We start from the raw sequence: 26,788 nt of genomic DNA, 5'->3' as shown, positions 1-26,788 counted from the left end.
ATAAAACTGAAAGCCCACCATACGGTGGGCTTTTTTTATAAACGATTAGAAACTGTACTTCGCTTTTACGTAGTAATAACCACCATTGATCCCAAAGGGTAAAGTCTCCCAGCCATACTTAAAGCCAGCTTGAGAGAAAGGCACGCCCGCGCTCCCCCACTCGTCGGGATAGGTATCGAACAAGTTATTCGCACCCACGACCACTTTGAAATCATCGGTGAGATCATAGCCGACCGACAAATCGGTGAGCCACTTACCATCCCACTTGTGCTTTATACCCGTAAACGCTTGACCTTCGACCGCACCAAAGTAGTTAAATGCCACATTCACACTCCAACGGTCTCGCTCCCAATCCGCCATAATTGACGCCTTCTCGCTCGGCTGGCCCTCCTCAATACGCAGCACCTGCGTATCATTGAAGATCTGCTCTGCCGAGATCAGCGAAGATACCGAATTGACCTGTTCAACGTCCGTATTAACAAAGCTCAGTGCGGTGGTTAATACCAGATCACCGCTGAGCACTTCAGTCGGATATGAGGCAATGATATCCAACCCTTGAGTTTTGGTATCCACAGAGTTCGTGAAAAACTGAGCCGCACCGAGGTTATTGTTCTCGAGGATAGCGGCAAACTCCGCACCAACATCGGCGGTCAAGGGTTCAGAGATCACAATGCGGTCGTCAATGTTGATCTGATACAAGTCGACCGTCAGATCGAGGCCGTTTCGCCAACGTTTAATGATACCGATACTCGCGCTCTCTGAGGTTTCCTCTTCAAGTCGATTGATACCAAACTGACGCGCGACATCGTCGTCATTGGATACAGTCCCCGTCTGCACCAGGGTACCGTTGACAATATTAGTGAGCACTTGCGAGTAATAAATCTGTTGCACACCAGGCGCCCTAAAGCCGGTCGCTAAGGTACCGCGCACAGAAAAGTCACTGGTAATATCATAGCGCGTGGAGATTTTTCCCGAGATGTTATCTCCAGCAATATCGTAGTCTTCATATCGCAACGCACCAGCTAACAACCAGTCGGGTGTCACGTAGTACTCAGCATCCACGTACGCGCCATAGCTATCTCGAGTTGCATCCACTTCTTGACCTGGACTGAAGCCAGGGAAGCCCTGAATACCCGCCTCTGCTGGGTCACCCGAAGGTGTCAGAATAGTGACTGATGGATCATTGGTGCGACCGTATGCCCACGACACGGGGTCACCTGCATTGATCTCATAACCGTCCGTTCTAAACTCAACACCTAACGCGAGATAGAGCAGTTCGTTGTTTAAATCAACAGTACCGTTAAAATCAAGATTAAATGTGGTTTGGTCAAACACCAATTCACCGTCAAATGCCTCTGTCGGCGTTTCTGCGTAAATTCCGCCGCCCGGAGCAGGCTCGTAATACCAACTTACGTTAGCCGAATTGGCTGAGTTAAAACCAAACTCATTCTTGCCATAAACGATACTGGCGTCCCATAACCACGCATTGGGTAAGTCGCCTCGCACGCCAACCGCCAGCGATTGATCATCTGCCTCGGTTTTAAGTTGCGGTAAAAACCCATCGGGATAAAGTGTTTCGATTGTTCTTGGGTGACCGCGCCCACGGAAAAAGCCCGCTGAACCGCCATCACGCGATGAAATACCGCCAAACGCATAAAGCTCAGTCGTACTAGAGAGAGTGTAAGCCGAGTTAAACCACGCATAATAGTTTTCTGAATCGGCATCACCCACATGCAGACGCACCACCGGATCGCCATTGCGATCCCACCAGTCACCAATGAGTTGACCGCCGGTCGCTTCGAGTGTCGCTGGCGCGGCACGATTGGTCATGCCACGGTCTCGATACTCGAGCGTAACGTTAAAGTGACCTTTGTCACTGGTGGTGCCTAGGTTCAAGCCAACTTGATTAACTTCACCATCGCCTTCATAGGTTTGCCCGATTTCCGCATTAACACTGCCACCGTCGCTGGACTTTAGCGTGATATTAATAACACCCGCGATTGCATCAGAGCCATACTGCGCAGCGGCGCCATCGCGCAAGATCTCAACACGCTCCACTGCGGTAATAGGAATAGCATTAATATCGTAACCAGCGGAGCCCTTGCCAATGGTCTCTTGCACGTTAACCAATGCCTGTTGATGACGGCGTTTACCGTTGACGAGCACAAGTACTTGATCCGGACCTAGACCGCGTAATGTTGCGGGTCGAATGATATCCGAACCATCTGAAATGGTGGTGGAAGAAAAGTTAAACGAGGGTGCGCTCATTTGGATCGCCTTACCGAGTTCTGACGCTCCTGTTTCCGCAAGCTGCTCGCTTGAGATAATATCAACAGGAGACGCCGATTCGGTGGCTGTGCGTCCATTAACACGCGAACCTAACGTCACAATACGCTCAATATCTTCTGGCGCTTCTTCAGCTTGTTGTTGTTGTGCCAAAGCCGGTGAGGCACTGCAAACTGCTGAGACGGCAAGCGCGACCACACTCAATTTAATTATTTTATCTTTCATGCTCGCTCTTCCTTCACCATTTTGTAATTGTTCATTTACAGTGTTTACTTATATTACGGAAGAATATATATATGACATTTGACGTAATAGTGACGTCAAATTGAAAAATAACTGCTATGGTTATAAATGAGTTTTCGTTATTTTAATTACAAAACAACAAGTTAGGTGGAACAACATGAACAAAATCGTAGGTATTATTCTTTTAGTGGTCGGAGCAATTTTATTGTATTTTTCGTACGAGGCATCTCAGTCACTGGCTTCAGAAGCTTCACAAATGGTCACCAACGAACCCACCGATAACACCATGTGGTATTTGATCGGCGGCGTTGTCGCCGTGATTATCGGCCTATACGCGGTATTCAAGGGTAAGTAACAGGGTTTTTAGTACCCGTGATGTGTCTGGCTAAGCGCCAGACACATTTTTCAGCGACAATGACGAAACGGTTGCCAGCACACCGATACTCACGAGCAACCATAATACAGCTGACACGCCAAAGGCGGCATCCAGCCAGCCCAGTAGAATTCCGGCGAGTAAGATGACACCCATCACGGTGTTCGAGACGGCAGTCAACTGCGCTCGATTGTCTTGGTTTGCCATATCAACAAGATAAGTTTTGCGCCCGACACGTGCGCCATGGTGTGCTACTGCCGATAAAAACATCAGCCCACCTGCGGCCCAAATTGAACTGAGCGCTTCAGGAAACCAATAAAACAATGCCAAAGCCAACAGCATGACAAGGGTGGACATCACCGAAGCCGCTGCCATCACATGATGGCTCGCCGAATCAGACCAACGTCCCCAGAATCGACCGGCTAATAGACCCGCGAGTCCACTGGCCAACAGTAAACTACCCAAGCTCGTGTAACCGGCACCGCCCTCACGCTGAATCAAGACAACGATATATGGGATAGCAAATGCCGCTGCGACGAGTGATGCGCGGGTAATGACAAAGTGCCCAAATAGGCTATTGCGCCACAGCAAAGACAAGGATTTTAGCGCTTCGCTGATTGCGTTACCGCCTCCCTCAGTGGCACCAGCGACTTCAGGGATACCAGCGTAGGTAATAGCAGCAAGCGACCACAGCACAACGCCACCACCCAGTAGAACGAGAAAGAGGCTACGTTCACCCTCAACATCTGGGAACATGACAATCACGACTGCCGTTACCAGGGTCAGTAAACCCGCTGCCGAGGCAGCAACACCTGAGAGTCTTCCGCGCCGTGTTTTAGAGATAGTTTTTCCCGTCACGTCTTTGTTGGCGACCGAGCATATTCCGCGCGACAGTGAAAAAGTAATTAAGAATAAAATGACTGTCCAACCCAGCGCACTGCCGTCGAGCGTCGCCACGGCAACCAGCATTAAGGCAAGTGAAACAGCTTGGCCAACACTACCCGCCACCCAAAACCACTTACGGACAGGTTGTTCGCGGAGCTTTTGCGCAACAAACAGTTGTGGTAGCAGTGCCAACGACTCTCGGATCGGCACCAATGCACTGATAAATACTGGCGGTGCGCCTAGAGCACTGAGCATCCATGCTAAGACAAGCCGTGCACTGACCAATGAATCGCCAAGCTTGGTAAACATTAACGAAATAAGCATCAACACAAATGAGCGAGGCTGCTCATTACATGCATTGTCTGGGATATCTTTACATACTCGTGCGTCTTCGTCCTCGGCAAGGTAACCGTAGACACGATTCATCAATTGCTTGTCTGCCATTATTTTTCCCTAATCGTCAGCTAATTGATACCAAATGTCATTGACCCATTGCATCAGTTCCAAAGCTATCGCCACATCGTTCCACTGCAAGCGGTTCGGATGAAGCCGAGCATACTCTGCAAAGCAGGTGTGTTGCTCATGTACAGTACACGCATTAATTAACATGGTACTGGCAAAATCAATGGCGGGGTTACCCAGACTAGCGTACTCCCAATCCAACGCGACAGGTCGTTCTGTTAGTACGATATTATCGAAAGAAAGATCGAAATGGCAAAGGCACACGTGCGTTGAGTCAATTTCTAAGCGTGATCGCAGTGATTTAATTCGCTCGGTTATGTGACTCGGTGCCGATTTAAAATAACCGTCCAGACGCTGCCAAAAGGTGGGGCCCTGATAGCTCACGGATGTTTGGTGAAGCGTTGCCATCAGTTGCATGGTGATATCAAGGCGTTGCGCTCGCGACAACGCACTTTGCGCTAACGTCGGCCCTTCAACATAGTGCTGCAGCACCCAGCGCTGATAGTCCGTATCAATGATGCCCGGCGCTAGCCCTTGAGCCGCAAGCGCGGTCTGTAAGCGGAGTTCATCACGCCGATCAAGTAATAGACCGGCGTGTGAATTAAGCCATTTAAACAGGTAACTATTATCGGCACAGACAATGCGCCAAACGTCGTTTACCTGTCCAGTTGAAATACGCTCAACGCATTGCGGTCGTGGTAATTTCATGTGGCTTGTGCCGCAGGTTCATCATCCACTCGCCATCGGTACATGGCGTAAACCACCAGCGCAAGGTACACAACGAACAACATGGCTGTGGCAACAAAGCCTTTACTTAGGTACAAATAAACATAAACCGAATCGATGACGAGCCAATACCACCATGTTTCCATCGCTTTTTTTGTGACCAAATAGGTCGCCAGTAAGCTAAACGCCGTGGTAAAGGTATCCAGCCAAACTGCATCTGCGTCAGTATAGCGTTGCAGCAGGAGTGCCGTGATAACCGCTGCAACAGAAACCCATGTCCATTGCGTGAGATGCCACTTAAGTGAATAGTGATGACCTCGTTGGTTCTCTTCAACGGCACTGCCTTGATGCCGCCACTGCCACCAACCGTAGCCAGCCATCAAGACGTAAATCACCTGTAATAAAGATTCCATATACAGCTTGGCATCCCAAAAAATACTGGCATATACGCAACAGCTTACGGCTGCTGCCAGCCAGCACCATTGCCGTTGGTGTGCCGCCAACACTAAGTAGGCAAGCGCCAATATCAATGCGCCGAGCTCCCAAACGGAGCTCAGCATAAGTTTTTCCATTAACTCACTTAGCATGATCAGGCGTGAGATCTTTATTGATAAACTTACACACCAAGACCTGCGAAGGCACACGGTCATACAACCAAGTTAGTTCTTCAGTCAGCGCACTCATAACAACCTCAAGCTCACCAAACACTTGCGTGCTCATGGTATTCGTCAACACAGTTAAATCCTCGTGTTGGTTGAGTCGATCAATAAACGCTTGAATCACCTCAATGTAGTTATTCGCTAGTGGATACAACGAGAGTTCTGCAGAAAATGGCATACAACCTCCTTAAAATGTATAACGTGCGGTTAAACCAAAGCGACGTGGCTCACCATATTGAACATAGGTTTCTGTCACGTACTCATCACGTGGGTCGTTGCCAAAGTAGAAACCTCTGATTTCATAATCTTCATCCGTTAAATTACGTCCCCACAGCGTGAACCGCCACTGGTGCCAATCATAATTCAACTGTGCGTGCACCAACGCCATACTATCGGCTTGCTGGTTATGCGAGTTAGAGAAATAAAAGCCATCTTTCAGATCGGTTTGCAGGCTCCAACTCAAGGCATTAGTCAGTTGCCCTTCAAAGCCAATGTTCGCCTGATAATTAGGAGCATGTGCCTGCTCGCGCCCACTCATATCCATACCGTCTTCTGTGACAAAGCCATCGATTTCGGTATCTAGCCAACCGAGTGATGCAAACGCACTGACACCTTCGTTTAAGCGGTAACGCAGTTCTGCTTCTACGCCATAGTTGCTACCTTGTGCGGCGTTCTCGATATACCCCACGAAGGACTGGTTACGATTAACCCAACTCTTGAGTTGCACATCATCACGCCAGTTATAAAACGCAGCGACACGATAGCTCCAATCACTCTGGCTTGCCTTGACGCCCACTTCCGCGTTCCACAGAATTTCGGGCGCAAACGTCGCTCGTTCTAACAAGTACGCTTCAAGCTCGTCGAGCTGTTGATCTTTAGCACGGCCTAGCGCTTCACCGTTCACACCACCCGCTTTGTAACCACGCGCTAGCGTAGCGTAGGCATAGCTTTGTGGCGCATACTGATAGCGCAGGCTAAGGTTACCACCAACCATCGTATCACTTGGCTCGGCGACCACATCGTTACTATCCATATAGTCGTTGTCATACCGCTCGATACGCAACCCACCAATCCAACTCCAAGCTTCATTTAACTGCTGCACAAGCTCGCCATAAATCGCTTGATTGTGGGTTTCATACTGGCTACCAAAGATACTTGGCGAGCCAATGTCCCAATTAAAATAGTCGCGGGTCAACTGAACATCTTTACTGTAATAGTAGACCCCTGCGGTCCAATCGGTCGGTAAGCCCCATAGTGCTGTTGGCTTATCTGAGGTCATACGCAACTCGGCAGTAAAATCGTCACGTTCACGATAATACGCATCAAACGAAGAGTATTCCCAGCCAGGGGCAATACCGACATAAGTCCAGTCTTCGTCAAACGCGTAGTCTTTGTCAGCGCTGAGTACGTTAACCGCGGTTTCAATCGTAAAGTTTTCAAAGCCACTGTAATCGAGCTGTAATCGAGCAGCCGTTGAATCCAAACGATCAAACCCAGGTTCATCAGATAAAGTGGTACGATCGTTCTCTAAACTAAAGGCATCGTAGCCATTGTCTACATCCACTTTGTGGATACGGGTTTTTAAAAGCCAATCTTGCCCGAGCTGAGTATCGATACTTAAGCGTGCCGTGAACTCATCACGTTGCTCAGTATCATCGCGGTTTAGAAAAGTATTCTCAGTATAGCCATTTTGGTCGAATTGCATGAGGGATAAGCGTGCATTGCCCAACACGCCCAAGGAGCCGCCCACAGCGCCGGCCAATGTGCTTTCAGAGTAGTTACCCACACCGATTAGCCACTCACCACTCGTAGCCTCGGTAGGCTGATTAGACTCGAGCAACACCATACCCGCTAGCCCGTTAACGCCAAATCGACCACTTTGTGGGCCACGATAGACTTCCACTTGTCCGACATCGAATAATGTCGCCGCAGAGCCCAACCCAGAATAGTCGATACCATCGATAACCAAGCCTACCGATGGATTAATCGCATCGACAAACTGCGAACGTTCACCGATACCACGTATTTGAATAAAACGCGCGGTATTCGAACCACCCGAAAAGTTTACGTTAGCCACCGAGTTCAAGACATCTTGTAAGTGACGCGAGGCGCGTTGTTGCATCGCATTTTCATCAACAATCGCGATGCTGCGTGTCGTTTCTGTGATGGTTTGTTTTTGAAAGTCACCCACGACTTCGATGGATTCATCGATCGTTTCAGCGGCGGCTTGTGCCCAAGCAGAAGTGCTGCTCAGCAAACCGAGCAATAGTGCGGATAGTTTGAATTTGTTGTTGTGCATGGATCATTTCCCTTATTGACTGCAAAGAAACGATCCGGTTTTGATCAGTCAGCGACTGATACTGAAGGAGGTTATTCACTCATTGTATGCGAGACTTGACCATCCCTACGCCAGTATTAACCGGATCAGGTAAAAAGGGTTCGCTTTCGCATCTCAGCCTAAAAAGGCACCCCTTGGTACTCGGGCGCTAGTATAACGCCTCGTTTTAAATTGGCAAACCTAGATGAATGCCAGTGCGTCACCGTGCATATTTTCTAACGGCACATCGCGCGCCGTGAAATCGTCACGAATGACACGCACCATTTCAAATCGACCTGCCATATAGATCTGACATTCCGATAAATTCTTTTGCTGAGCGATGACTTCATGATGCACCAGCCCAATACCGTAAGCCCAATCAGCCGAGGCGTCTTCGACCACAGGATGGTATGTGAACAGCGGATGCTGCTCAGCTAGCGCCTCGAGTTGACTGTGCAAATAAAGGTCATCGGCCGACTTAGCACCCCAATAAAAGTAAACGGGCTTATCAAGTCCATCAGTAAGCAACTTCTGCAGAATCGAATACGTGTATGAAAAGCCCGTACCACCAGCAATCAGCACGGTATCACCCTTACGATCTGCCTTGAAAAACGCATCGCCTGCCGGCGCTTCAATCGTAAGTTCGCCCGTTGCTTTAACGGTATCAAGCACTTCAGTTGCGTAACTGTTATCCGGTGGTGCACCAATATGGAGTAACCACTCTTTATGCGCGGTTGGCGCAGAAGCAATACTAAATGGACGCTTATCACGCTCACCCATGACAACCATCAGGTACTGTCCCGCAGCAAACTGAGTTTCCGCTGGCAAAGTCACGCTCACTTCCCACACGTGCTTGGCTAGCTGGCGACTCACATGCGCTTTACAGTGCATTACTTGCGTCATTTACTTCTCCAAAATATTTAATTCGTCCCATAGCGAGTCAACCCGGTTTTTAACCGCTTCACTCATCACAATGGGTTCACCCCACTCTCGGTTTGTTTCGCCTGGCCACTTGTTAGTTGCGTCGAGCCCCATCTTTGAGCCTAAACCAGACACCGGTGAGGCAAAATCTAGGTAATCAATCGGCGTATGTTCCACCATCGTGGTATCGCGCGCTGGATCCATTCGGGTCGTCATTGCCCAAATAACGTCTTTCCAATCTCGCGCATTAACGTCATCGTCACACACAATGACAAACTTGGTATACATGAATTGCCGTAAAAAAGACCAAACGCCCATCATCACACGCTTCGCATGCCCGGGGTATTGCTTTTTCATGGTGACAACCGCCAAGCGATATGAACATCCCTCGGGGGGTAAGTAAAAATCGACAATCTCAGGGAACTGCTTTTGCAACAGTGGGATAAAGACTTCGTTCAACGCGACCCCAAGTACCGCGGGTTCATCCGGCGGACGTCCCGTATAAGTGCTGTGATAAATCGGATCGTTACGGTGCGTAATGTGGGTTACAGTGAATACAGGAAACTCATCAACTTCGTTGTAATAACCCGTGTGGTCACCATAAGGTCCCTCTGGCGCCATTTCACCAGGTTCAATGTAACCTTCCAATATCATTTCTGCGTGAGCAGGCACTTGCAAATCGTTGCTGATACTTTGTGTTACTTGCGTGCGGCTGTCGCGTAATAACCCGGCAAAGGCGTACTCAGACAAGCTATCTGGCACCGGCGTTACCGCGCCTAAGATAGTCGCTGGATCGGCACCTAACGCAACCGAGACAGGGAAACGTTTTCCTGGGTTTTGCTGACACCACTCCTGAAAGTCCAACGCGCCACCCCGGTGAGACAACCAACGCATAATCAACTTGTTCTTGCCTAACACCTGCTGTCGATAGATCCCCAAGTTTTGACGTTCTTTGTGCGGACCGCGAGTGATGGTTAAACCCCAGGTGATTAAAGGAGCCGCGTCGCCGGGCCAACAATGTTGAATCGGCAATTGGGTTAGATCAACGTCATCGCCTTCAATGACCGTCTCTTGGCAGGGGGCTTTCTTGATAGACTTAGGCGCCATACTGAGCACTTTTTTGTATGTCGGTAGCAGATTAAGCGCGTCCTTGAAGCCTTTAGGAGGCTCAGGTTCTTTTAAAAACGCTAACAACTTACCGACATCACGTAATGCCGTGACGGACGTTTGCCCCATGCCCATTGCAACTCGGTCAGGGGTGCCAAATAGGTTGGCAAGAACAGGAATAGAGTGACCTTTCACATTCTCGAATAACAGTGCTGGACCGCCCGCTTTCAGCGTGCGGTCAGCAATTTCTGTCATTTCTAAGTATGGATCGATCTCGTGTTGGATACGCTTGAGCTCACCTTTCGCCTCAAGCTGCTGAATAAAATCACGCAGATCTTGATATTTCATAGGCTAGCTATTGCGTTGACGCTTCATTGACTCAAAGAACTCGTCATTTGTCTTAGTCATTTGCAGACGGTCGATCAAAAATTCCATCGCTTCAACTTCGCCCATTGGGTTCATGATCTTACGAAGGATCCACATCTTCTGCAGTTCGTCTTGAGATGTGAGTAGTTCCTCACGACGAGTACCAGAGCGGTTAAAGTCAATCGCTGGGAATACACGGCGCTCTGCAAGCTTGCGGTTTAAGTGCAGCTCCATGTTACCTGTACCCTTAAACTCTTCGTAGATGACTTCGTCCATCTTAGAGCCGGTATCAATCAGTGCCGTAGCGATAATCGTTAAGCTACCACCTTCCTCGACATTACGCGCCGCACCGAAGAAGCGTTTTGGTTTATGTAAGGCATTGGCGTCGACACCACCTGTCAGGACTTTACCTGAGCTCGGTATAACGGTGTTGTATGCGCGCGCGAGACGCGTAATCGAATCCAATAAGATAACCACATCTTTCTTGTGTTCAACCAGACGCTTGGCCTTTTCAATCACCATTTCAGCAACTTGCACGTGACGGTTAGCCGGCTCATCAAAGGTTGAAGCTACAACTTCACCTTTCACCAGACGATGCATCTCGGTCACTTCCTCTGGACGTTCATCGATAAGCAACACGATGAGTTCCGCTTCTGGGTGATTGGCAGCCAACGACGTTGCAATATTCTGCAACAACATCGTTTTACCCGCTTTAGGTGGTGCAACGATAAGACCCCGTTGACCTTTACCGATAGGTGCCGATAAATCCAGTACGCGAGCCGTAATATCTTCTGTACTGCCGTTACCACGCTCAAGGTGAAAACGCTCATTAGCATGCAGAGGCGTTAAGTTTTCGAATAGTATCTTGTTGCGTGAGTTTTCAGGCTTATCAAAGTTGACTTCGCGAATCTTAAGTAATGCAAAGTAACGTTCGCTGTCTTTCGGAGGGCGGATTTTACCGCCAATGGTGTCGCCAGTGCGTAAGTTAAAGCGTCTTATCTGACTGGGCGAGACATAAATGTCATCGGGCCCTGCGAGATATGAAGAGTCGGCTGAGCGTAAAAAGCCAAAGCCATCTTGCAGTATTTCTAGGACGCCACCGCCATAAATATCCTCACCACTTTTGGCGTGCGCCTTTAAAATCGCGAAGATAATGTCTTGTTTACGCAGACGGGCCATGTTTTCAAGGCCCATGCTATCGGCTAGCTCTACTAATTCATTTACAGGTTTGTTTTTAAGTTCAGTCAGATTCATAGGGGGGTTTCGAATTATCGATTCATCACAAAGTCGGTAAGGACTCGCTAAGGTTATAAGTTAGGGTTACATTAAAATTTGAAATTTGGATTCCGAGCGGTTGGAAATCGAGTCAAGAAAGACTTGTTTTGCGCGCAATGAATGGCGCTCATCGCCTCGATGCTCAGTTAATGAGCAAAACCTAACACCAAACTTCGGATTCGTCCAGTTTTTAGGCCATAAAAATTAAAAAACGGCGTCTTAGACGCCGTTTTTACGAACAAATTAGATGTGTTGGTCAAGAAACTCAGTAAGCTGAGCTCGTGACAATGCACCTACTTTAGTGGCTACCACTTCACCGTTTTTAAATAACAGCAAAGTAGGAATACCACGGATACCATACTTAGGCGGCGTCTGATCGTTATGGTCTACGTTCAGCTTGCCGATGGTCAAACGACCTTCGTAGTCTTTTGAGATATCGTCCAAAATTGGCGCGATCATCTTACATGGACCACACCACTCGGCCCAGAAGTCTACTAATACAGGTTTATCAGAATTGATGACATCCGCTTCAAAGCTGTCATCGCTAAGCTGAACAATTACGTCACTCATGTTAATCTCCGCTACTCTTTTCGCGACTAATGTGTGTATGATGATATTATTTCTGTTTTTGATTACAAGCGCAAACTGATATGCTTATAACCTATGAATAAAACACATTTAACTGAAACTCGATTCGAAACGCTGGGTTTGCATGACAAAATCCAACAGGCACTTGCGTCTGCAGGATTTGAAAATTGTACACCTATTCAAGCACTTAGCCTACCGGTAGCGCTCTCTAATCAAGATGTTGCAGGTCAAGCCCAAACAGGCACTGGCAAAACCTTGGCATTTTTGTTGGCAACTTTCAACCGATTAATGCAATCGCAAAAATCGTCTGAGCAAGGCCCGCGCGCCATCATTATGGCACCAACACGCGAACTTGCGATACAAATTGCTAATGATGCAAAAATTCTAACCCAGAGCTGCGATCTAAAAACTGCCGTTATCTATGGTGGAGAGGGTTACGAAGCGCAACAGCAACAGCTTGCCGAAAAGCCCGATATCATTATCGGTACCACTGGGCGAATTATTGACTTTTACAAGCAGAGCTTGTTCCCGCTCAGTAATATCGAAGTGGTCGTTCTTGACGAAGCTGACCGCATGTTCGACTTAGGCTTTATCAACGATATTCGTTACTTGCTCAAAGCGATGCCTGAGCCAAGCGAGCGACTCAACTTGCTGTTTTCTGCAACCTTGTCATATCGTGTGCAGGAGCTTGCATACGAGCATATGAACGCACCGACCAAAGTTGAGGTAGAGCCTAAACAAAAAACTGGCGTGCGTATTTCGGAGGAACTTTTCTATCCTTCTAAGTACGACAAAATGCCATTGTTGCTCACACTCATTGAGGAAGACTGGCCCGATCGCGCTATCGTGTTCGCGAACACTAAACATGGCTGCGACAAAGTTCATCAATGGCTTGAGATCAATGGTCACCGTGTTGGTTTGCTCACTGGCGATGTGCCACAGAAAAAGCGCTTGAAGATTCTCGATGACTTTGCCGAAGGTCACCTCGATATCTTAGTTGCGACGGATGTAGCCGCCCGCGGTCTTCATATTCCAGAAGTCACGCACGTCTATAACTTTGACTTACCTGATGACTGTGAAGATTATGTTCACCGCATTGGTCGTACCGGCCGTGCTGGGGCAAGCGGCGCAGCAATTAGCTTGGCCTGCGAAGAGTACGTTTATAATCTGCCGGCTATCGAAGATTATATTGGCCATACGATTCCGGTCACAAAATATGATGAGACCGCTATTTTGACGGATTTAAAGCGCCCTCGAAATCAGCATAGACGCCGCCGCGGTCCTCATCCGAATAACCGTAATCGGAGTCGCAATAACAACAAGCATAGAGGTCCAAAGAACTAACATGACCTCGAACAACCGCCGCATTGCCGCCATTGATTTAGGTTCCAACAGTTTTCATTTACTCTTGGCCGAAATGGTGACACGCGGCGGCATCGATACCCCCCGTATTGTTAAGCGCGTAAAGCAAAAGGTTCGTCTAGCCGACGGCTTTGACGCCTCGCGCAATATCAGCCAACAAGGCATAGACCGAGCCATTCGCTGCTTAAACCTGTTTCATCATGAAATAATCGAGTTTGGTGCAAGCACCATCAAAGCGGTTGCCACAGCAGCGATGCGACAGGCAAATAATCAAGCCGACGTGCTGCAAGCGCTCGAGCACGCTTTACAATTCAAGATAGAAATAATCAGTGGCTTACGCGAGGCGGAGTTGATTTACGCGGGTGTCACGTCAACAGCGCGAAGCCAGGGTGACACGCTGGTTATTGATATCGGCGGTGCCAGCACTGAAGTTATCGCGGGTCGTGATAAAGTACCTAAGCTCATGCACAGCTTTGATATGGGCTGTGTTGTATTCCAAAATAACTACTTCCCTGAGGGTATCATCAGCCAAAGTCGGGTTGAGTCAGCACAAGCGCAAGTGCGCAATCAGTTGAGCCATTATCAACAAGCATTCAAGCGCCTCGGCTGGCGTCGTGTGATTGGAGCTTCAGGCACCTTTAGAGCGGTATACGAAATAGCACAAGCTCACCAACGTGAGCCTATCAATGGCGAATACCTCAATGAATTACTCGCTCGTTGCGTTACATCAGGCTCAGTTGAAAAGCTCAACTTGGCAGGCTTACGCGACGACCGAAAGCCAATTTTCGTGGGCGGACTGGTCATCCTCGCAACACTCGTGGAGCAGTTGGGTATTGACGCAATTGAGATAACTAACGGCGCACTGCGTGAGGGATTGCTGGCTGAAATCAGCCAGCAAATGGAGCAATTAGCGTTGCGCTAGTTGTCGTGCAACCTGTTTAGCAAAGTACGTTAAAATGCCATCGGCGCCCGCGCGTTTAAACGCTAACAAACTTTCGTGCACCACATCCTCTGCCAGCCAACCATTTTGAATAGCGGCCTGCAACATCGCGTACTCGCCGCTCACTTGATAAGCAAATGTCGGCACTTTGAATTGATCTTTGACTTCACGGACAATATCCAAGTAGGGCATGCCAGGTTTCACCATGACCATATCCGCGCCTTCATCAATATCCAGCGCGATCTCATGTAATGCCTCAAGTCGATTGGCGGGATCCATTTGATAGGTTTTCTTATCACCGCCTTTAAGATTACCAGCAGAACCCACAGCATCGCGGAAAGGTCCATAGAATGCGCTAGCGTACTTAGCCGAGTACGCCATAATTTGGGTATTACAGAAGCCTTCACGTTCCAGTGCATCGCGAATAGCACCAATACGACCATCCATCATGTCCGAAGGTGCCACCATATCGGCACCTGCGCGCGCATGGGACAACGCTTGTTTGACCAACACCTCAGTGGTGATATCGTTCATCACATAACCGTCATCGTCGATGATGCCATCCTGACCATGCACGGTAAACGGATCCAATGCCACGTCTGTCATCACGCCCAGTTGTGGGAACGTCGCCTTTATGGCGCGTACAGCACGTTGTGCAAGACCATTGTCATCATAAGCCGCTTCAGCCATCTCAGATTTTGCTGACGCAGGCGTGACAGGGAACAATGCCAACAACGGCACCCCTAACTCCACGAGTTCCGCACATTCTTCGAGTAATAAGTCGATCGACTTACGCTCCACACCGGGCATAGACGGAACGGCCTCACGCTGTTGCTCGCCTTCTAAGACAAACACGGGGTAAATTAAATCATTAACCGTAAGCGAATTCTCTGCTACCAGTCGGCGTCTAAAATCAGATACGCGGTTACGGCGCATCCGTGTGCGTGGGAAACTGCCATTCGTCGACATGACGGCTACTCCTCAATGGACGTTGTTACAACCTGATCGCGACCTTCTCGTTTGGCTTTGTAAAGCGCTGAATCTGCCGCAGTAAATAAATCATCAACACTATGATCGCGCGTATTGTCTATCGCTGCAACTCCTGCGCTGATAGTGATGGAATGCTGACCGTCACGCGTAGAGAACATGCATTGTCTAACATGTGCAACAAGCTTCTCCGCAAAAGCAACGCCGTGAGTAAGGTTTGTCTCGGCAAGAATCAAAGCAAACTCCTCACCACCATAACGACACACCGCATCCGTAGGGCGTCGCGCTTGCTCTCGCAGCTCCTTACTCACCGCCTGCAAAATATCATCGCCAACACCGTGCCCATAGGTATCATTAACCTTTTTAAAGCGATCAATATCCACCATAATCAAACACATCGGTTTTTGATTACGCCTACTGCGGCGGTACTCACGTTCCAGCTGTTGATTAAAGTAACGCCGATTATTGAGCCCCGTTAATGGGTCTTCAAGGTTGCGTTGTTCTAACTCGTTATTCACCTCTTGCAGCTCTTTCAGGGTGATTTCTAGTTCAAACGTGCGCTCTTCGACACGTATTTCGAGCTCTTCATTGTAACGCTGCTGCGCAATGAGGCGTTCACGGCGCTGCTCGTTGTAACGAACCGCCAGTACCCACGAGAGCAGCAATATTTCTAAGGCAGAGCCGAGCATAATCGCATGACGTTGAATAAACATGCTATCGATAATGCCCAAATAGCCAAGAGAGTTAACCATAACAGATAGCAGCAATGCGCCCCATGCGATGGTAAACATACGGGCATAGACTAAGCCCTTCCTCCATAAGTAAACGCCAATAATCAGCAAGTACAAACATCCGGGTACCGCTAATGCCAACAGTGCATGAATGCCAATTTGATAACTGCTAAAGGCACCTATCGCCAGACTAATCAGAGCTAGCCCGGCCATGATAAATAATCCGCGTGCCAACGTGCGACGGTAGTTTTTTAGCCGTAACAACTGGTAGGCAAACAACGCAGCCATGAGCAAAGTTAAGCTACCAAAAATAGGTATGCCTTTGTCTTGCAGGTACAACCAATCAGGCCATAAATACCGAAAGCCCAAGCCATCCAAGCTGAGCATTAAGCCGCCAAAGAAAATCGTGTATAACGAATAAATACCAAACTCGGGTTCTCGTGACGCGAGAAAACCAAATAGGTTATAGACCGTCATACAAAACAACAGTCCAAAATAAAGTCCTTCAATCAAACGTCTTTGTAATTTGGCATCAAAGAAATCACTTTCGGACATCAGCGCTACAGGCATCCGCATTGAGCTCGAACTCGCAACCTCGATATAAATCTGACCTTGCAGCTGACCAGGTACGGGGATCGCAAAATCGGAAATAAGTATTGGACGTTCGAAATAGGGTTGTTTATCACCCAATTGATATTCGATAAGACCCGAGTCTGCTTGCCAAAATACATGGATCGAGTCGAGCAAAGGATAGGCAATATATAAAATGCGATCATAATCTGCTGAGTCGATGTTGAACTTCAGCCAATAACGGTCGTCCGTGTAACCAAAGGAACCGCGGTCACCCTTAAGTACGCGCCAGTCTGAAGCGGGTCGTGATTTAACCTGTTCAAGATTCAACGCGGCTGGGGTACTAAAGTACTCGATATTCAGATCTTCAGAACTACGCCGCTGATCCATCGTCAAAGACGAGAACGCAAACCACAGAATGGTTGCCGCTATAACAACAAGAAATATTGCTATCGAAGACCAGCGACTCATACGTTACCCGACATCAGTTCACGATCAAACAATCGCTTGGCATTTGTGGTCGTCAATGCAGCTACTTCGTCTACGCTCATATGCCAATATTGAGCTAACACCTCACCGATGTGAGGCACGAATGCAGGCTCATTATCGCGCGGCCGCGGGCGAATATTACGGGGTAACAAGAAAGGCGCGTCGGTCTCAAGTACCGTACGTTGTTGAGGAAGCACCGGTAAAGCTGTCAACAGCTCGTGATTTCTCCGTTCGTCACACAGCCAGCCTGTGAGACCGAACCAATGCGCGCGCTCATTGTAGGCGTCGGCAGCAGTGCGCCCGCCAGTGAAACAATGGGTTAAACGAGGTACGTCCGGGTGAGCAAACCGATCGAGTATATCGAGTTGTTCTGCGAGCGCCTCGCGCTCATGTAAGTAGAGCGGCAAGCACAATTCATTTGCGACTTCGACTTGCTCAATGAAAACACGCTTCTGGTTATCAGCGCTTGAAAAATTGCGATTAAAATCTAAACCACACTCACCGATTGCCTTAACAAAGGGCGACTGCGCGAGATCGAAGAGTTGTTGCTGTAAATCACTGGGAGCGTTATCTGCATCGTGGGGATGAACGCCCACTGTCATATGTAACGTATCAGGAAACCGTTGGCATAGCTCGAGTGCTGATTGTGCTTCTGATAGATTCGTGGCGATCACAAGCTGGTTACGAACCCCAGCGGCTTGCGCTCGTTCAATGACCGATTCAAGTTGGCGATTAAGTCGAGTGTGCGTCAAATTCACACCCGCATCAAACCATTCCATAAAGCCCGCTTTATTTTTAGTTATTATTCAATTTGGGTTTATACCAACTACCTATGATAAGACCAAGCTCAAATAATAGCCACATTGGAATTGCCATTAATGTTTGCGAAATAACATCCGGAGGTGTCAACAACATGCCAATGGTAAATGCGGCTACAATCACATAAGGTCGCTTCTTGCGTAAGCTGGCCGGAGTAGTCACCCCGGACCAGATCAGGAGCACAATAGCGACAGGTGTCTCAAACGCAATACCAAACGCGACGAATATTGCTAAAACAAAGTCCAAGTAGTTCGAAATATCTGTTGCCACTTGAATGTCATCAGGCGCCGCCGCCATAAAAAAGCTCATTGCCAAAGGTAATACAACAAAATAGGCAAACGCCACACCGAGGTAAAACAGCAACGTACTGCTGGCTAACAGCGGCACCACAACGCGTTTTTCTTTTTTGTATAACCCAGGCGCAATAAATGCCCATATTTGCCAGAGAATGATAGGTATCGCCAGCGCAAAGGCAACCACAAAGGTCAGCTTAAACGGTGTAAAGAAGGGCGCCGCCACATTAGTCGCGATCATTTGCGAACCTTCGGGCAAATAACGTATCAAGGGGTCCGCGAGCAGACGATAAAGATCGTTAGCAAAATACGCCAGCGCAGCAAAGACGCCGACAACGGCGATAACCGCTCTGAGTAATCGTTTGCGTAGTTCAATGAGGTGACTAAGAAGTGGCGAATCAGTCATGCTTTTTAGGCTCGGGGTCAACTTCCTTCGACGCTTGATAGGGCCGCTGAACTTCGGCCGCTGCATTTTGTAGCTCGACGATAGAACGCTGTAATTCAGGACTCAACTCGTGGAAGTCTTTACCTTCCTGTTCGAATTTACGCAGGTGTTCGTGTAGCTCTTTTACTCGAAGTTCGTGATCGAGTTCATTTTGTACGTTCTGAGAGAAGGACTTCACTTTTGCCATACCGCGCTGAATGCCGCGCAAAGCAGACGGCAGCCGCTCAGGTCCAAGCACTAATAGGCCGACCACAATAATGACCAGCAACTCCCAAAAACCGATATCGAACATACAGGGTTAAGCGTTCTTGTCTTTCTCGGATTCGCTTTTTGTGCTTTCCGCATGGTTGTTTTGATTCAGATTCTTAGGTGTCTCTTCTGAATCATCTTCATCCTTTTTCGGGTCATCACTGACTGATTTTTTAAATCCGCGCACCGCGCTACCTACGTCTGAACCGAGGTTACGCAGACGTTTGCTGCCAAACAGCAGTACGATAATGAGTAATAAAATCAGCAATTGCCATGGACCTGGACTCATATCTCACCTATTCCTTTATCTTAGCTTGAGGACGCGCACGCCACGCTTTTAATCCGATCAACACTGTCAGTATACCAGAACCAAGCGCCCACGCAGTATCACCTTGGCTAAATAGCCAGACCGAACTGACAACGCCGCTTGCCGTTAAAATAGTCCAAAATTGACTGGTAGCGGCCTGCTGTTGTGTCATCAACTGCTCCACACGATGCCGCTCGAGCTGCTCTTGGATACGTTGTTGCGAGCGCAGACCATCGTACAACAAATTCGGTAGTTCGGGCAGTTTCTCGGCCCAATACGGTGCGTTTTCTTTCACCGATCGCACCACCGCTCGCCAGCCCAGTTGCTCGTTCATCCAGCGTTCTAAAAACGGCTTGGCTGTTTTCCATAGATCCAACTCTGGATACAACTGGCGACCTAAGCCCTCGATATACAGTAAGGTTTTTTGTAATAAGACCAACTGCGGTTGTACTTCCATCTGAAAGCGACGGGCTGTGTTAAACAAATTAACTAACACATGGCCAAACGAAATTTCAGCAAGCGGCTTTTCAAATATAGGTTCGCATACCGTCCGAATCGCTGATTCAAACTCTTCGATATTGGTTTCACGCGGGACCCAACCCGAATCCACATGAAGCTCCGCCACTTTACGATAGTCGCGATTAAAGAACGCAAGAAAGTTCTCGGCTAGGTAACGCTTATCTTCGCGATTAAGGGTACCGACGATACCAAAATCAATGCCGATGTAGCGAGGGTAGGTCGGGTCATCCTTCGCGACAAATATATTGCCCGGGTGCATATCCGCGTGAAAAAAGCTATCGCGGAACACTTGTGTGAAAAACACCTCAACACCGCGCTCAGCCAACTTCTGCATATCCACGCCACGCGCTTTAAGCATCTCCACTTCGCTGACAGGGATACCATCAATCCGCTCCATCACCATGACATTTTTACGGCTTAAGTCGCTGTAAACCGTCGGAATGTAAAGCAGTTCAGAATTCTCGAAGTTACGCTTTAACTGAATGGCGTTTGCTGCTTCGCGCAACAAGTCCAACTCGTCTAATAATGTCTTACGGTATTCCCGTACCACTTCTTTCGGCTTTAATCGGCGACCATCGGGCAGATGACGCGCTAGCACCGAGGCCAAGGATTCCATTAGCTCCAGGTCAGCGTTAATGGTGGCACGTATGTCAGGACGAATCACCTTAATGACAATATCCTTTAACTCACCGTCTTTCTGTTTAAGTTTGGCGGTGTGTACCTGTGCAATCGAGGCTGACGCCAGCGGCTTAACGGCAAAGTCTTGGAATAGATGATCAATATGCTCAATCTCGAGCGACTTCTCTATAATACGCTGTGCCGCATGACCATCGAACGGCGCGACACGATCTTGTAAATAGGCAAGTTCCAGCGCAATGTCGGGCGGCAATAAGTCACGACGCGTCGATAGCATTTGACCAAACTTAACCCAAACAGGGCCCAACGCTTCTAGCGCTAAGCGTAAACGCTCACCGGCCGGCTTGTCTTTATGCTGATTCGGCCACCAAAACATCATATGACGCCCAAAACGCAGATACCAAGGTAACCAACGCGTTGGAATCAGATCATCCAAACCGTAATTTAAAAAGGTTTTTGCAATGCGATAAATACGTTGACTGCGCATGCTGGGTCTCTACTTAAGTTTTCGCTGAAGTCGCTCGATTTGCGCACGCAAAGCCTGCACATCGTCTTTAAATAACTCAAATTCAAGGCGGTTTGGCAGCACTTGTTTTTCTTCGGTCAGTACGCCCTTGAGCCAACGCTGACGCACTTCACTGTGTTGCTTGAAGCGCTCGCGGCTTTGTTTAAACAGAGTACTGACACGGTGCGCCATTCCATCGCCCAGTTTTTCTGCCAGTTTGGCTTCCCAATCAATATCAAGCGCTTTAAATAGGTTAACCAACTGCTGCGCCAGCATCGGGTCGCCATCAATATCAAGCTGGTCAGCTTTAATTAAACGGGTGAGATTGGCCGTGTCGCTGAGTTCTGGCAATACACCGAGTTCCGTTCGCACATGACAGTCTAACGGACCGCCATCGTCGACAGAGCTCAGGGCAATGCCATCGGTATGTACAGCAATATTAATATCGAAAGGAAGCTCTTTAAAGCTGAATCGAAAGTGCTTCCCAGCCAATTGCTGTAACCGCTCTGATGAGTTCGGATCGTGCTGCAATAATGCGTTGACAGTGCGTTCAAGCACCATCCACGGAATCAAGTGCCAAATCATTAAAATTTGTATCCTCGATGAAGTGCGACAATACCACCCGTCAAGTTTTGATAATCGACGTTTTCATAGCCCGCTTCGACCATCATATTTTTCAGTGTCTCTTGATCGGGGTGCATACGAATAGACTCGGCCAAATACTGGTAGCTGTCGGCATCATTTGCCACCAATTGCCCCATTTTCGGCAGAATATTAAACGAATAAAAATCGTAAAGTTGATTCAGCGTTGCGGTGGTGGGCTTCGAGAACTCTAATATCAGTAGACGACCACCTGGCTTTAGTACACGTAGCATCGAGCGTAACGCTGCCGGCTTATCCGTCACATTCCGCAAACCAAACGCAATTGTGACGATATCAAAGCTATTATCCGCAAACGGTAAGTTTTCAGCATCTGCTTGTACACAATTCACGTTACCCACGATGCCTTTGTCACGCAGCTTATCACGACCCACTTTAAGCATCGCGTCATTGATATCCGCCAGCACCACTTCACCGGTATCACCGACACGGCGCGAAAACTGTGCGGTCAGATCGCCCGTTCCACCCGCAATATCCAGCACCTTCATGCCTTTGCGCACGCCACTGCAGTCAATCGTGTAACGTTTCCAAACACGGTGAATACCCATCGACATGAGATCATTCATCACGTCATACTTGGCTGCCACTGAGTTAAAGACATTGGCAACGAGGCCTTTTTTTGCATCTTTCGGCACACGCTGGTAGCCAAAATCGATTCCATCTTCGTGCTTATCTGACATAATGTTTCCTAACTACTTTTTACCCTATTGTACGGGCGTCAATGCTGTAATACTACACCTGAGCGTAATGATCTCGCCGCGGTAACCAGCGCGCAATCAGCGCATCTACGGTATTCGGATAGTCTGTTATGAGCGACTCGGCAACTGCCTGCGCTTCGGGGATCAATACTTCATCACGTTCAATGTCGGCGACTTTCATCTGAGTCAGTCCGGTTTGACGCTGCCCAAGTAATTCGCCATATCCGCGGATCTCCATATCACGCTGTGCGATAACAAAACCATCATTACTGTCTCTAAGTACGGATAAACGCTCTGTTGCGGTTTTCGATAACGGCGTTTTGTATAATAAAACGCAATGACTGGCGACCGAACCCCGTCCGACTCGTCCCCGTAATTGATGCAACTGGGCTAATCCAAGCCGCTCTGGGTTCTCAATAATCATCAAGGATGCGTTGGGCACATCAACGCCCACCTCAATCACCGTTGTGGCGACCAATAAATCGACCTCACCACTTTTAAAGCGTGACATCACCGCTTCCTTTTGGTCAGCCTTCATCCGTCCATGCACTAATCCAACACTGAGACCTTGTAACTGTTCTTGTAATTCGGTCGCGGTATCTTCTGCTGCTTGGCACTCGAGTACCTCCGACTCTTCGATCAATGTGCATACCCAGTACGCCTGTCGCCCCTCGCGAGTACAGACTTCACGTACCCGCTCAATCACCTGCTCCCGACGCGTATCGGGAATGGCGACGGTGGTAATCGGTGTGCGCCCTGGCGGTAACTCATCAATCACTGAGGTCGCCAAGTCAGCATAGGCGGTCATCGCTAAGGTACGCGGAATCGGCGTAGCCGTCATAATCAACTGATGCGGTTGAAATCCCGCTTGTACGCCCTTCTCGCGTAATTGTAATCGTTGATGCACACCAAAACGGTGCTGTTCGTCAATAATCACAAGTGCCAACGAATGGTAATGTACATCCGCTTGAAATAATGCGTGTGTTCCCACAATGAGTTGCACTGTGCCGTTTGCGAGTCGTTCCAGGGTCTGCTGTCGCGCTTTGCCTTTGCTACGCCCGCTGAGCCAAGCCACTTCAATACCAAGCGGTGCAAACCATTGCTCAAACGTCAGCGCGTGCTGTTCGGATAATATTTCGGTCGGTGCCATTATCGCGACCTGATAACCTTGCTCAATTGCCGCTAATGACGCGAGCGCAGCCACCAGTGTTTTCCCCGAACCCACATCACCTTGAACTAAACGCATCATCGGCTGGGGCTTTGCCAAATCGGCATGGATTTCACTTAAAACACGTTGTTGCGCGTTCGTCGGCGAGAACGGCAATTGTTTTAAAAATGCCTGTCGCAGTGTAGGGTCGGCAGTTAATGCATAGGCACGCTCACTCTGTCGTTTTTCGCGCAACTGCAACAAGCTCACTTGGTGGGCAATCAATTCTTCCATCGCGAGCCGCTGCTGCGCTGGATGGGAGCCTTGCTCTAACTGTGCCAAACCAACATCTTTAGGCGGATGATGTAAGGTTCTTAGCGCTTCCACTAATGATAAATCATGGGGTTGCAGGGCTTCAGGCAGCAACTCAGGTAATGCCTGCGTCGTAACGTATGATAGCGCCTGATCGATAATCTTACGAAGTGATGCTTGATAGACGCCTTCCGTGGTCGGGTAAATAGGCGTCAACGTATCAGGTAACTCAATCGCATCCGATGAGGACAATACCCGGTACTCCGGGTGAATAATCTCAAACCCGCTAAGTCCAGCACGTAACTCACCAAATACCAATAGCGAGGTGCCGGCACTAAACTGCTTTAACTGCGCCGCACTGAACTGAAAGAAGCGCAACGTCATGGTGCCTGTTTCATCACGTACACGGCAGACCAACATGCGTTTACGCCCGTACTTAATATCGGCGTTGTCTACAGTGACCTGAAAGTGGCCAGAAATACCAGGGCGTACATGTGCAATACGATAAATTTGCGTGCGATCTTCATACCGTGCAGGTAAATGAAAGATCGCATCATTGACCGTTACTAAACCCAGCTTTTCCAACTTTTTGGCGACTTTTTCGCCAACGCCTTTAAGCGTGGTGAGCGGAATTTTGCTGAGAGGCTGCATCGGTTACGCTCGCTTTTTTGCTGCACGCATGGCAAGCCACCACTCATCATCCGCAATGATTTGACCCTGATCATCTAACGGCGGATAAGGCAGACCTTTACGTTTGCACGCTTTAGCGTAAATCGGGTGACCGCCCTCGAACAGAACACGGTGCCGCTCAGTATCACTGAGTCGCATCGCGTCATACATACCCGCTTGCTGACGCTGTCGTTGTGCCTCATACAGCATCACAGCGCCTGCCACCGATACGTTCAATGACTGCACCATACCCACCATCGGAATTTTTACATGATGATCAGCAACCTGCAGCGCCTCTTCAGTTGCTCCATGTTTTTCCTGACCCAACAAAATCGCCGTCGGCTGGGTATAATCCACTTCTCTGAAGTCCACAGCCTGGTCAGACAGGTGCGTCACCACCACTTGCATGCCCTGTTGCTTAATTTGCTCAATTGCGGGTGTAAGCTGGCTATGATGGTGAACATTAACCCAATTTTGACTCCCTAACGCGGTGCCACCTGAGATACGCATTTTGCTACTCAGCCAAATGGCATGCATTTCGTGTACACCAACCGCATCCGCCGTGCGCACCACAGCCGACAAATTATGCTGTTTGTGCACACCTTCCATGATGACCGTTAGATCAGGCTGGCGAAGCGCCAGCATCTCTGTAATACGTTGATAACGTTTTGGACTCATCGATAGCCTTTAACTTCTATGCTTTCGAACCACGTCGTAAATATCAGTACGACGATCTTTCTTGTTGGTCACCGAGCCCTCATGATGCAGATAGCGCAGCTCGTCCAAGTTCAAATCCGAGAACATCAACATTTCAGTGTTTGGTGTGGTCTCAGACATCACCGCATCATGCGGGAAAGCGAAATCTGATGGCGAGAATACCGCTGACTGAGCATACTGTACGTCTAAGCTTTCGACTTCTGGCAAGTTGCCTACGCTACCGCAGATAACCACGTAACACTCATTCTCAACCGCACGTGCTTGAGCACAATGGCGAACACGCAGGTATGCATTACGCGTGTCTGTCCAGAACGGCACGAACAGGATCTCAAGACCTTCTTCAGCCATGATGCGACCCAGCTCAGGGAACTCTACATCATAACAAATCAAAATACCGACACGTCCGGCATCCGTGTCGAACACACGCACATCGTCACCACCTTCGATGACCCAGTCGCGCTTTTCGTGCGGAGTAATATGCAGTTTACGCTGTTCTTCGACAGAACCATCGCGACGACAGAGGTAAGATACGTTATAGATACTATCCCCCTCTTGCAGTGGCATCGAGCCCGTAATGATGTTCACGTTATAACTGACTGCCATTTGCGACATTTCGCGCTTAAACCGCTCGGTGAAGCCCGCTAAGAAGCGAATCGCATTCATTTGCTGGCTTTGATCCGTAAGCCCCATGAGTGGCGCATTAAAGAATTCCGGCAACACAGCAAAGTCACTTTGATAGCTCGACAAGGCATCGACAAAGTACTCGACCTGCTGCAACAACTCATCCACCGACTCAACCGAACGCATTTGCCACTGAACTGCACCCACACGCACATTCTGGACGCGCGTGTTCAGCATATTGGTTGAGGGATCGTATAAAAAGTTGTTCCACTCCAACAATGTCGCAAAACCACGCGAGCGCTCGTCCTCAGGCAAATATTTACCCAGTAAACGCTTCACACTAAAGTCGTTTGCGAGTTGGAAGGTAAGGATAGGATCATAAATTTCGCGACGTTGTACTTTGTCTAAATACTGTGACGGCGACAAGTCGTTCGAATACTTGTGATAGTTCACGATACGCCCACCCGCCAATATCGCGCGCAGGTTTTTCTGACGACACAGTTCTTTACGCGCGTCATACAACCGACGACCTAAACGATAGCCACGGTAGTCAGGATGAATCAATACATCCAAACCATACAAAGCATCGCCTTTTTTATCATTCAGGATCGCCTCGCGATGACCAATCAGATCATCATAGGTATGCGGGTTCGAGAACTTGTTATAAGCCACTTTAACGGTCAACGCGACACCAATGATGCGACCATTATCTTCGAGGCAAAACTGTCCCTCCGCGAAGTCTTTAATTAACTTCTCGATGGTAAAACGACTCCACGCACCACCGATATCGGTGTAGATGGCATCCATTAACTCTTTTAACTGCTCGTAATCATCTAATCGGAGATTACGTATTTGCAGATGCAATTCTTCTGGGCTCATACTTGCCTCTTTACGCCAATTACTA

25 protein-coding genes and 1 riboswitch are annotated in these 26,788 nt (G+C 48.7%); of the genes, 3 read left to right on the top strand and 22 right to left on the bottom strand.

The window, feature by feature from the left end; translation table 11 throughout:
- Positions 1 to 45: 45 nt before the first annotated feature.
- Positions 46 to 2,511 carry a TonB-dependent receptor plug domain-containing protein gene (locus DFP83_RS07835; RefSeq protein ID WP_110574557.1) on the bottom strand — a complete coding sequence of 822 codons (2,466 nt, stop codon included), beginning with the start codon at positions 2,509 to 2,511 and terminating at the stop codon, positions 46 to 48.
- Between the two features lie 175 nt (positions 2,512 to 2,686).
- On the opposite strand from DFP83_RS07835, the gene DFP83_RS07830 reads away from it, so the two are divergent.
- Positions 2,687 to 2,884 carry a DUF3185 family protein gene (locus DFP83_RS07830; RefSeq protein WP_110574555.1) on the top strand — a complete coding sequence of 66 codons (198 nt, stop codon included), beginning with the start codon at positions 2,687 to 2,689 and terminating at the stop codon, positions 2,882 to 2,884.
- A gap of 30 nt (positions 2,885 to 2,914) precedes the next feature.
- On the opposite strand, the gene DFP83_RS07825 is transcribed toward DFP83_RS07830, so the two are convergent.
- The 9 genes from DFP83_RS07825 to trxA form a co-directional block, all read right to left on the bottom strand.
- Positions 2,915 to 4,231, bottom strand: a complete 1,317-nt coding sequence (locus DFP83_RS07825; protein WP_110574553.1) for an MFS transporter — start codon at positions 4,229 to 4,231, stop codon at positions 2,915 to 2,917.
- 9 nt (positions 4,232 to 4,240) lie between these two features.
- Positions 4,241 to 4,957, bottom strand: a complete 717-nt coding sequence (locus DFP83_RS07820) for a phosphotransferase (protein WP_110574551.1) — start codon at positions 4,955 to 4,957, stop codon at positions 4,241 to 4,243.
- Positions 4,954 to 5,535, bottom strand: a complete 582-nt coding sequence (gene pnuC / locus DFP83_RS07815) for a nicotinamide riboside transporter PnuC (RefSeq protein WP_244912975.1) — start codon at positions 5,533 to 5,535, stop codon at positions 4,954 to 4,956. Before pnuC ends, DFP83_RS07820 begins: the two co-directional genes overlap by 4 nt.
- Before the next feature lie 16 nt (positions 5,536 to 5,551).
- Complete coding sequence (locus DFP83_RS07810; RefSeq protein WP_110574547.1) at positions 5,552 to 5,812, bottom strand: hypothetical protein; 261 nt, start codon at positions 5,810 to 5,812, stop codon at positions 5,552 to 5,554.
- A 9-nt stretch (positions 5,813 to 5,821) separates the two neighbouring features.
- Complete coding sequence (locus DFP83_RS07805) at positions 5,822 to 7,933, bottom strand: TonB-dependent receptor (RefSeq protein WP_110574545.1); 2,112 nt, start codon at positions 7,931 to 7,933, stop codon at positions 5,822 to 5,824.
- Between the two features lie 85 nt (positions 7,934 to 8,018).
- Positions 8,019 to 8,117: riboswitch (TPP riboswitch) on the bottom strand.
- A 35-nt stretch (positions 8,118 to 8,152) separates the two neighbouring features.
- Entirely contained in the window at positions 8,153 to 8,854 is a 702-nt protein-coding gene (fre, locus tag DFP83_RS07800) for an NAD(P)H-flavin reductase (RefSeq protein WP_110574543.1), read from the bottom strand.
- Positions 8,855 to 10,327, bottom strand: a complete 1,473-nt coding sequence (ubiD, locus tag DFP83_RS07795) for a 4-hydroxy-3-polyprenylbenzoate decarboxylase (RefSeq protein WP_110574541.1) — start codon at positions 10,325 to 10,327, stop codon at positions 8,855 to 8,857.
- 3 nt (positions 10,328 to 10,330) lie between these two features.
- Positions 10,331 to 11,599 (bottom strand): transcription termination factor Rho, encoded by a 1,269-nt coding sequence (rho, locus tag DFP83_RS07790; RefSeq protein ID WP_006954424.1) that lies wholly within the window; start codon positions 11,597 to 11,599, stop codon positions 10,331 to 10,333.
- 264 nt (positions 11,600 to 11,863) lie between these two features.
- A complete protein-coding gene (gene trxA / locus DFP83_RS07785; RefSeq protein WP_071462065.1) occupies positions 11,864 to 12,190 on the bottom strand; it encodes a thioredoxin TrxA in 327 nt (108 codons plus the stop codon).
- Between the two features lie 93 nt (positions 12,191 to 12,283).
- Between trxA and rhlB the strand changes: the two genes are divergently transcribed.
- Together rhlB and DFP83_RS07775 are read left to right on the top strand one after the other, a co-directional pair.
- Entirely contained in the window at positions 12,284 to 13,552 is a 1,269-nt protein-coding gene (gene rhlB / locus DFP83_RS07780) for an ATP-dependent RNA helicase RhlB (RefSeq protein ID WP_110574539.1), read from the top strand.
- Between the two features lies 1 nt (position 13,553).
- The gene (locus DFP83_RS07775) at positions 13,554 to 14,492 is read left to right on the top strand and encodes a Ppx/GppA phosphatase family protein (RefSeq protein WP_110574537.1); all 939 of its coding nucleotides are present in this window, start codon (positions 13,554 to 13,556) and stop codon (positions 14,490 to 14,492) included.
- On the opposite strand, the gene hemB is transcribed toward DFP83_RS07775, so the two are convergent.
- From hemB to DFP83_RS07715, 12 genes are read right to left on the bottom strand one after another with little or no spacing between them, the layout of a single operon-like run.
- The gene (gene hemB / locus DFP83_RS07770) at positions 14,478 to 15,479 is read right to left on the bottom strand and encodes a porphobilinogen synthase (RefSeq protein WP_110574534.1); all 1,002 of its coding nucleotides are present in this window, start codon (positions 15,477 to 15,479) and stop codon (positions 14,478 to 14,480) included. The genes DFP83_RS07775 and hemB overlap by 15 nt on opposite strands.
- 5 nt (positions 15,480 to 15,484) lie before the next feature.
- Positions 15,485 to 17,269 (bottom strand): sensor domain-containing diguanylate cyclase, encoded by a 1,785-nt coding sequence (locus DFP83_RS07765; RefSeq protein ID WP_110574531.1) that lies wholly within the window; start codon positions 17,267 to 17,269, stop codon positions 15,485 to 15,487.
- Positions 17,266 to 18,066, bottom strand: a complete 801-nt coding sequence (locus tag DFP83_RS07760) for a TatD family hydrolase (RefSeq protein ID WP_110574529.1) — start codon at positions 18,064 to 18,066, stop codon at positions 17,266 to 17,268. The genes DFP83_RS07765 and DFP83_RS07760 overlap by 4 nt, the downstream gene beginning before the upstream one ends.
- Positions 18,067 to 18,082: 16 nt before the next feature.
- Positions 18,083 to 18,805 (bottom strand): twin-arginine translocase subunit TatC, encoded by a 723-nt coding sequence (tatC, locus tag DFP83_RS07755; RefSeq protein ID WP_110574527.1) that lies wholly within the window; start codon positions 18,803 to 18,805, stop codon positions 18,083 to 18,085.
- Positions 18,798 to 19,136 carry a Sec-independent protein translocase protein TatB gene (tatB, locus tag DFP83_RS07750; protein WP_110574525.1) on the bottom strand — a complete coding sequence of 113 codons (339 nt, stop codon included), beginning with the start codon at positions 19,134 to 19,136 and terminating at the stop codon, positions 18,798 to 18,800. The genes tatC and tatB overlap by 8 nt, the downstream gene beginning before the upstream one ends.
- A 6-nt stretch (positions 19,137 to 19,142) precedes the next feature.
- Positions 19,143 to 19,382, bottom strand: coding sequence for a twin-arginine translocase TatA/TatE family subunit (tatA, locus tag DFP83_RS07745; protein WP_110574523.1), 240 nt, complete (start codon positions 19,380 to 19,382; stop codon positions 19,143 to 19,145).
- Between the two features lie 7 nt (positions 19,383 to 19,389).
- Positions 19,390 to 21,042 carry a ubiquinone biosynthesis regulatory protein kinase UbiB gene (ubiB, locus tag DFP83_RS07740; RefSeq protein WP_110574521.1) on the bottom strand — a complete coding sequence of 551 codons (1,653 nt, stop codon included), beginning with the start codon at positions 21,040 to 21,042 and terminating at the stop codon, positions 19,390 to 19,392.
- Between the two features lie 9 nt (positions 21,043 to 21,051).
- The gene (locus tag DFP83_RS07735; RefSeq protein ID WP_110574519.1) at positions 21,052 to 21,645 is read right to left on the bottom strand and encodes a ubiquinone biosynthesis accessory factor UbiJ; all 594 of its coding nucleotides are present in this window, start codon (positions 21,643 to 21,645) and stop codon (positions 21,052 to 21,054) included.
- Positions 21,645 to 22,400, bottom strand: coding sequence for a bifunctional demethylmenaquinone methyltransferase/2-methoxy-6-polyprenyl-1,4-benzoquinol methylase UbiE (gene ubiE / locus DFP83_RS07730; RefSeq protein WP_110574517.1), 756 nt, complete (start codon positions 22,398 to 22,400; stop codon positions 21,645 to 21,647). The genes DFP83_RS07735 and ubiE overlap by 1 nt, the downstream gene beginning before the upstream one ends.
- 52 nt (positions 22,401 to 22,452) lie before the next feature.
- Entirely contained in the window at positions 22,453 to 24,528 is a 2,076-nt protein-coding gene (gene recG, locus DFP83_RS07725; RefSeq protein ID WP_110574515.1) for an ATP-dependent DNA helicase RecG, read from the bottom strand.
- A gap of 3 nt (positions 24,529 to 24,531) precedes the next feature.
- Positions 24,532 to 25,224: a tRNA (guanosine(18)-2'-O)-methyltransferase TrmH gene (gene trmH, locus DFP83_RS07720; protein ID WP_110574513.1), complete on the bottom strand. Its 693-nt coding sequence runs from the start codon at positions 25,222 to 25,224 to the stop codon at positions 24,532 to 24,534.
- 9 nt (positions 25,225 to 25,233) lie between these two features.
- Positions 25,234 to 26,763 (bottom strand): bifunctional GNAT family N-acetyltransferase/carbon-nitrogen hydrolase family protein, encoded by a 1,530-nt coding sequence (locus DFP83_RS07715; RefSeq protein WP_110574511.1) that lies wholly within the window; start codon positions 26,761 to 26,763, stop codon positions 25,234 to 25,236.
- Between the last annotated feature and the right edge of the window lie 25 nt (positions 26,764 to 26,788).

Source organism: Idiomarina fontislapidosi (assembly GCF_003226255.1).
Classification (GTDB): Bacteria; Pseudomonadota; Gammaproteobacteria; order Enterobacterales; family Alteromonadaceae; genus Idiomarina; species Idiomarina fontislapidosi.
Note: the sequence above shows the minus strand (reverse complement) of the source record. Positions and strands in the feature narration are given on the sequence as shown.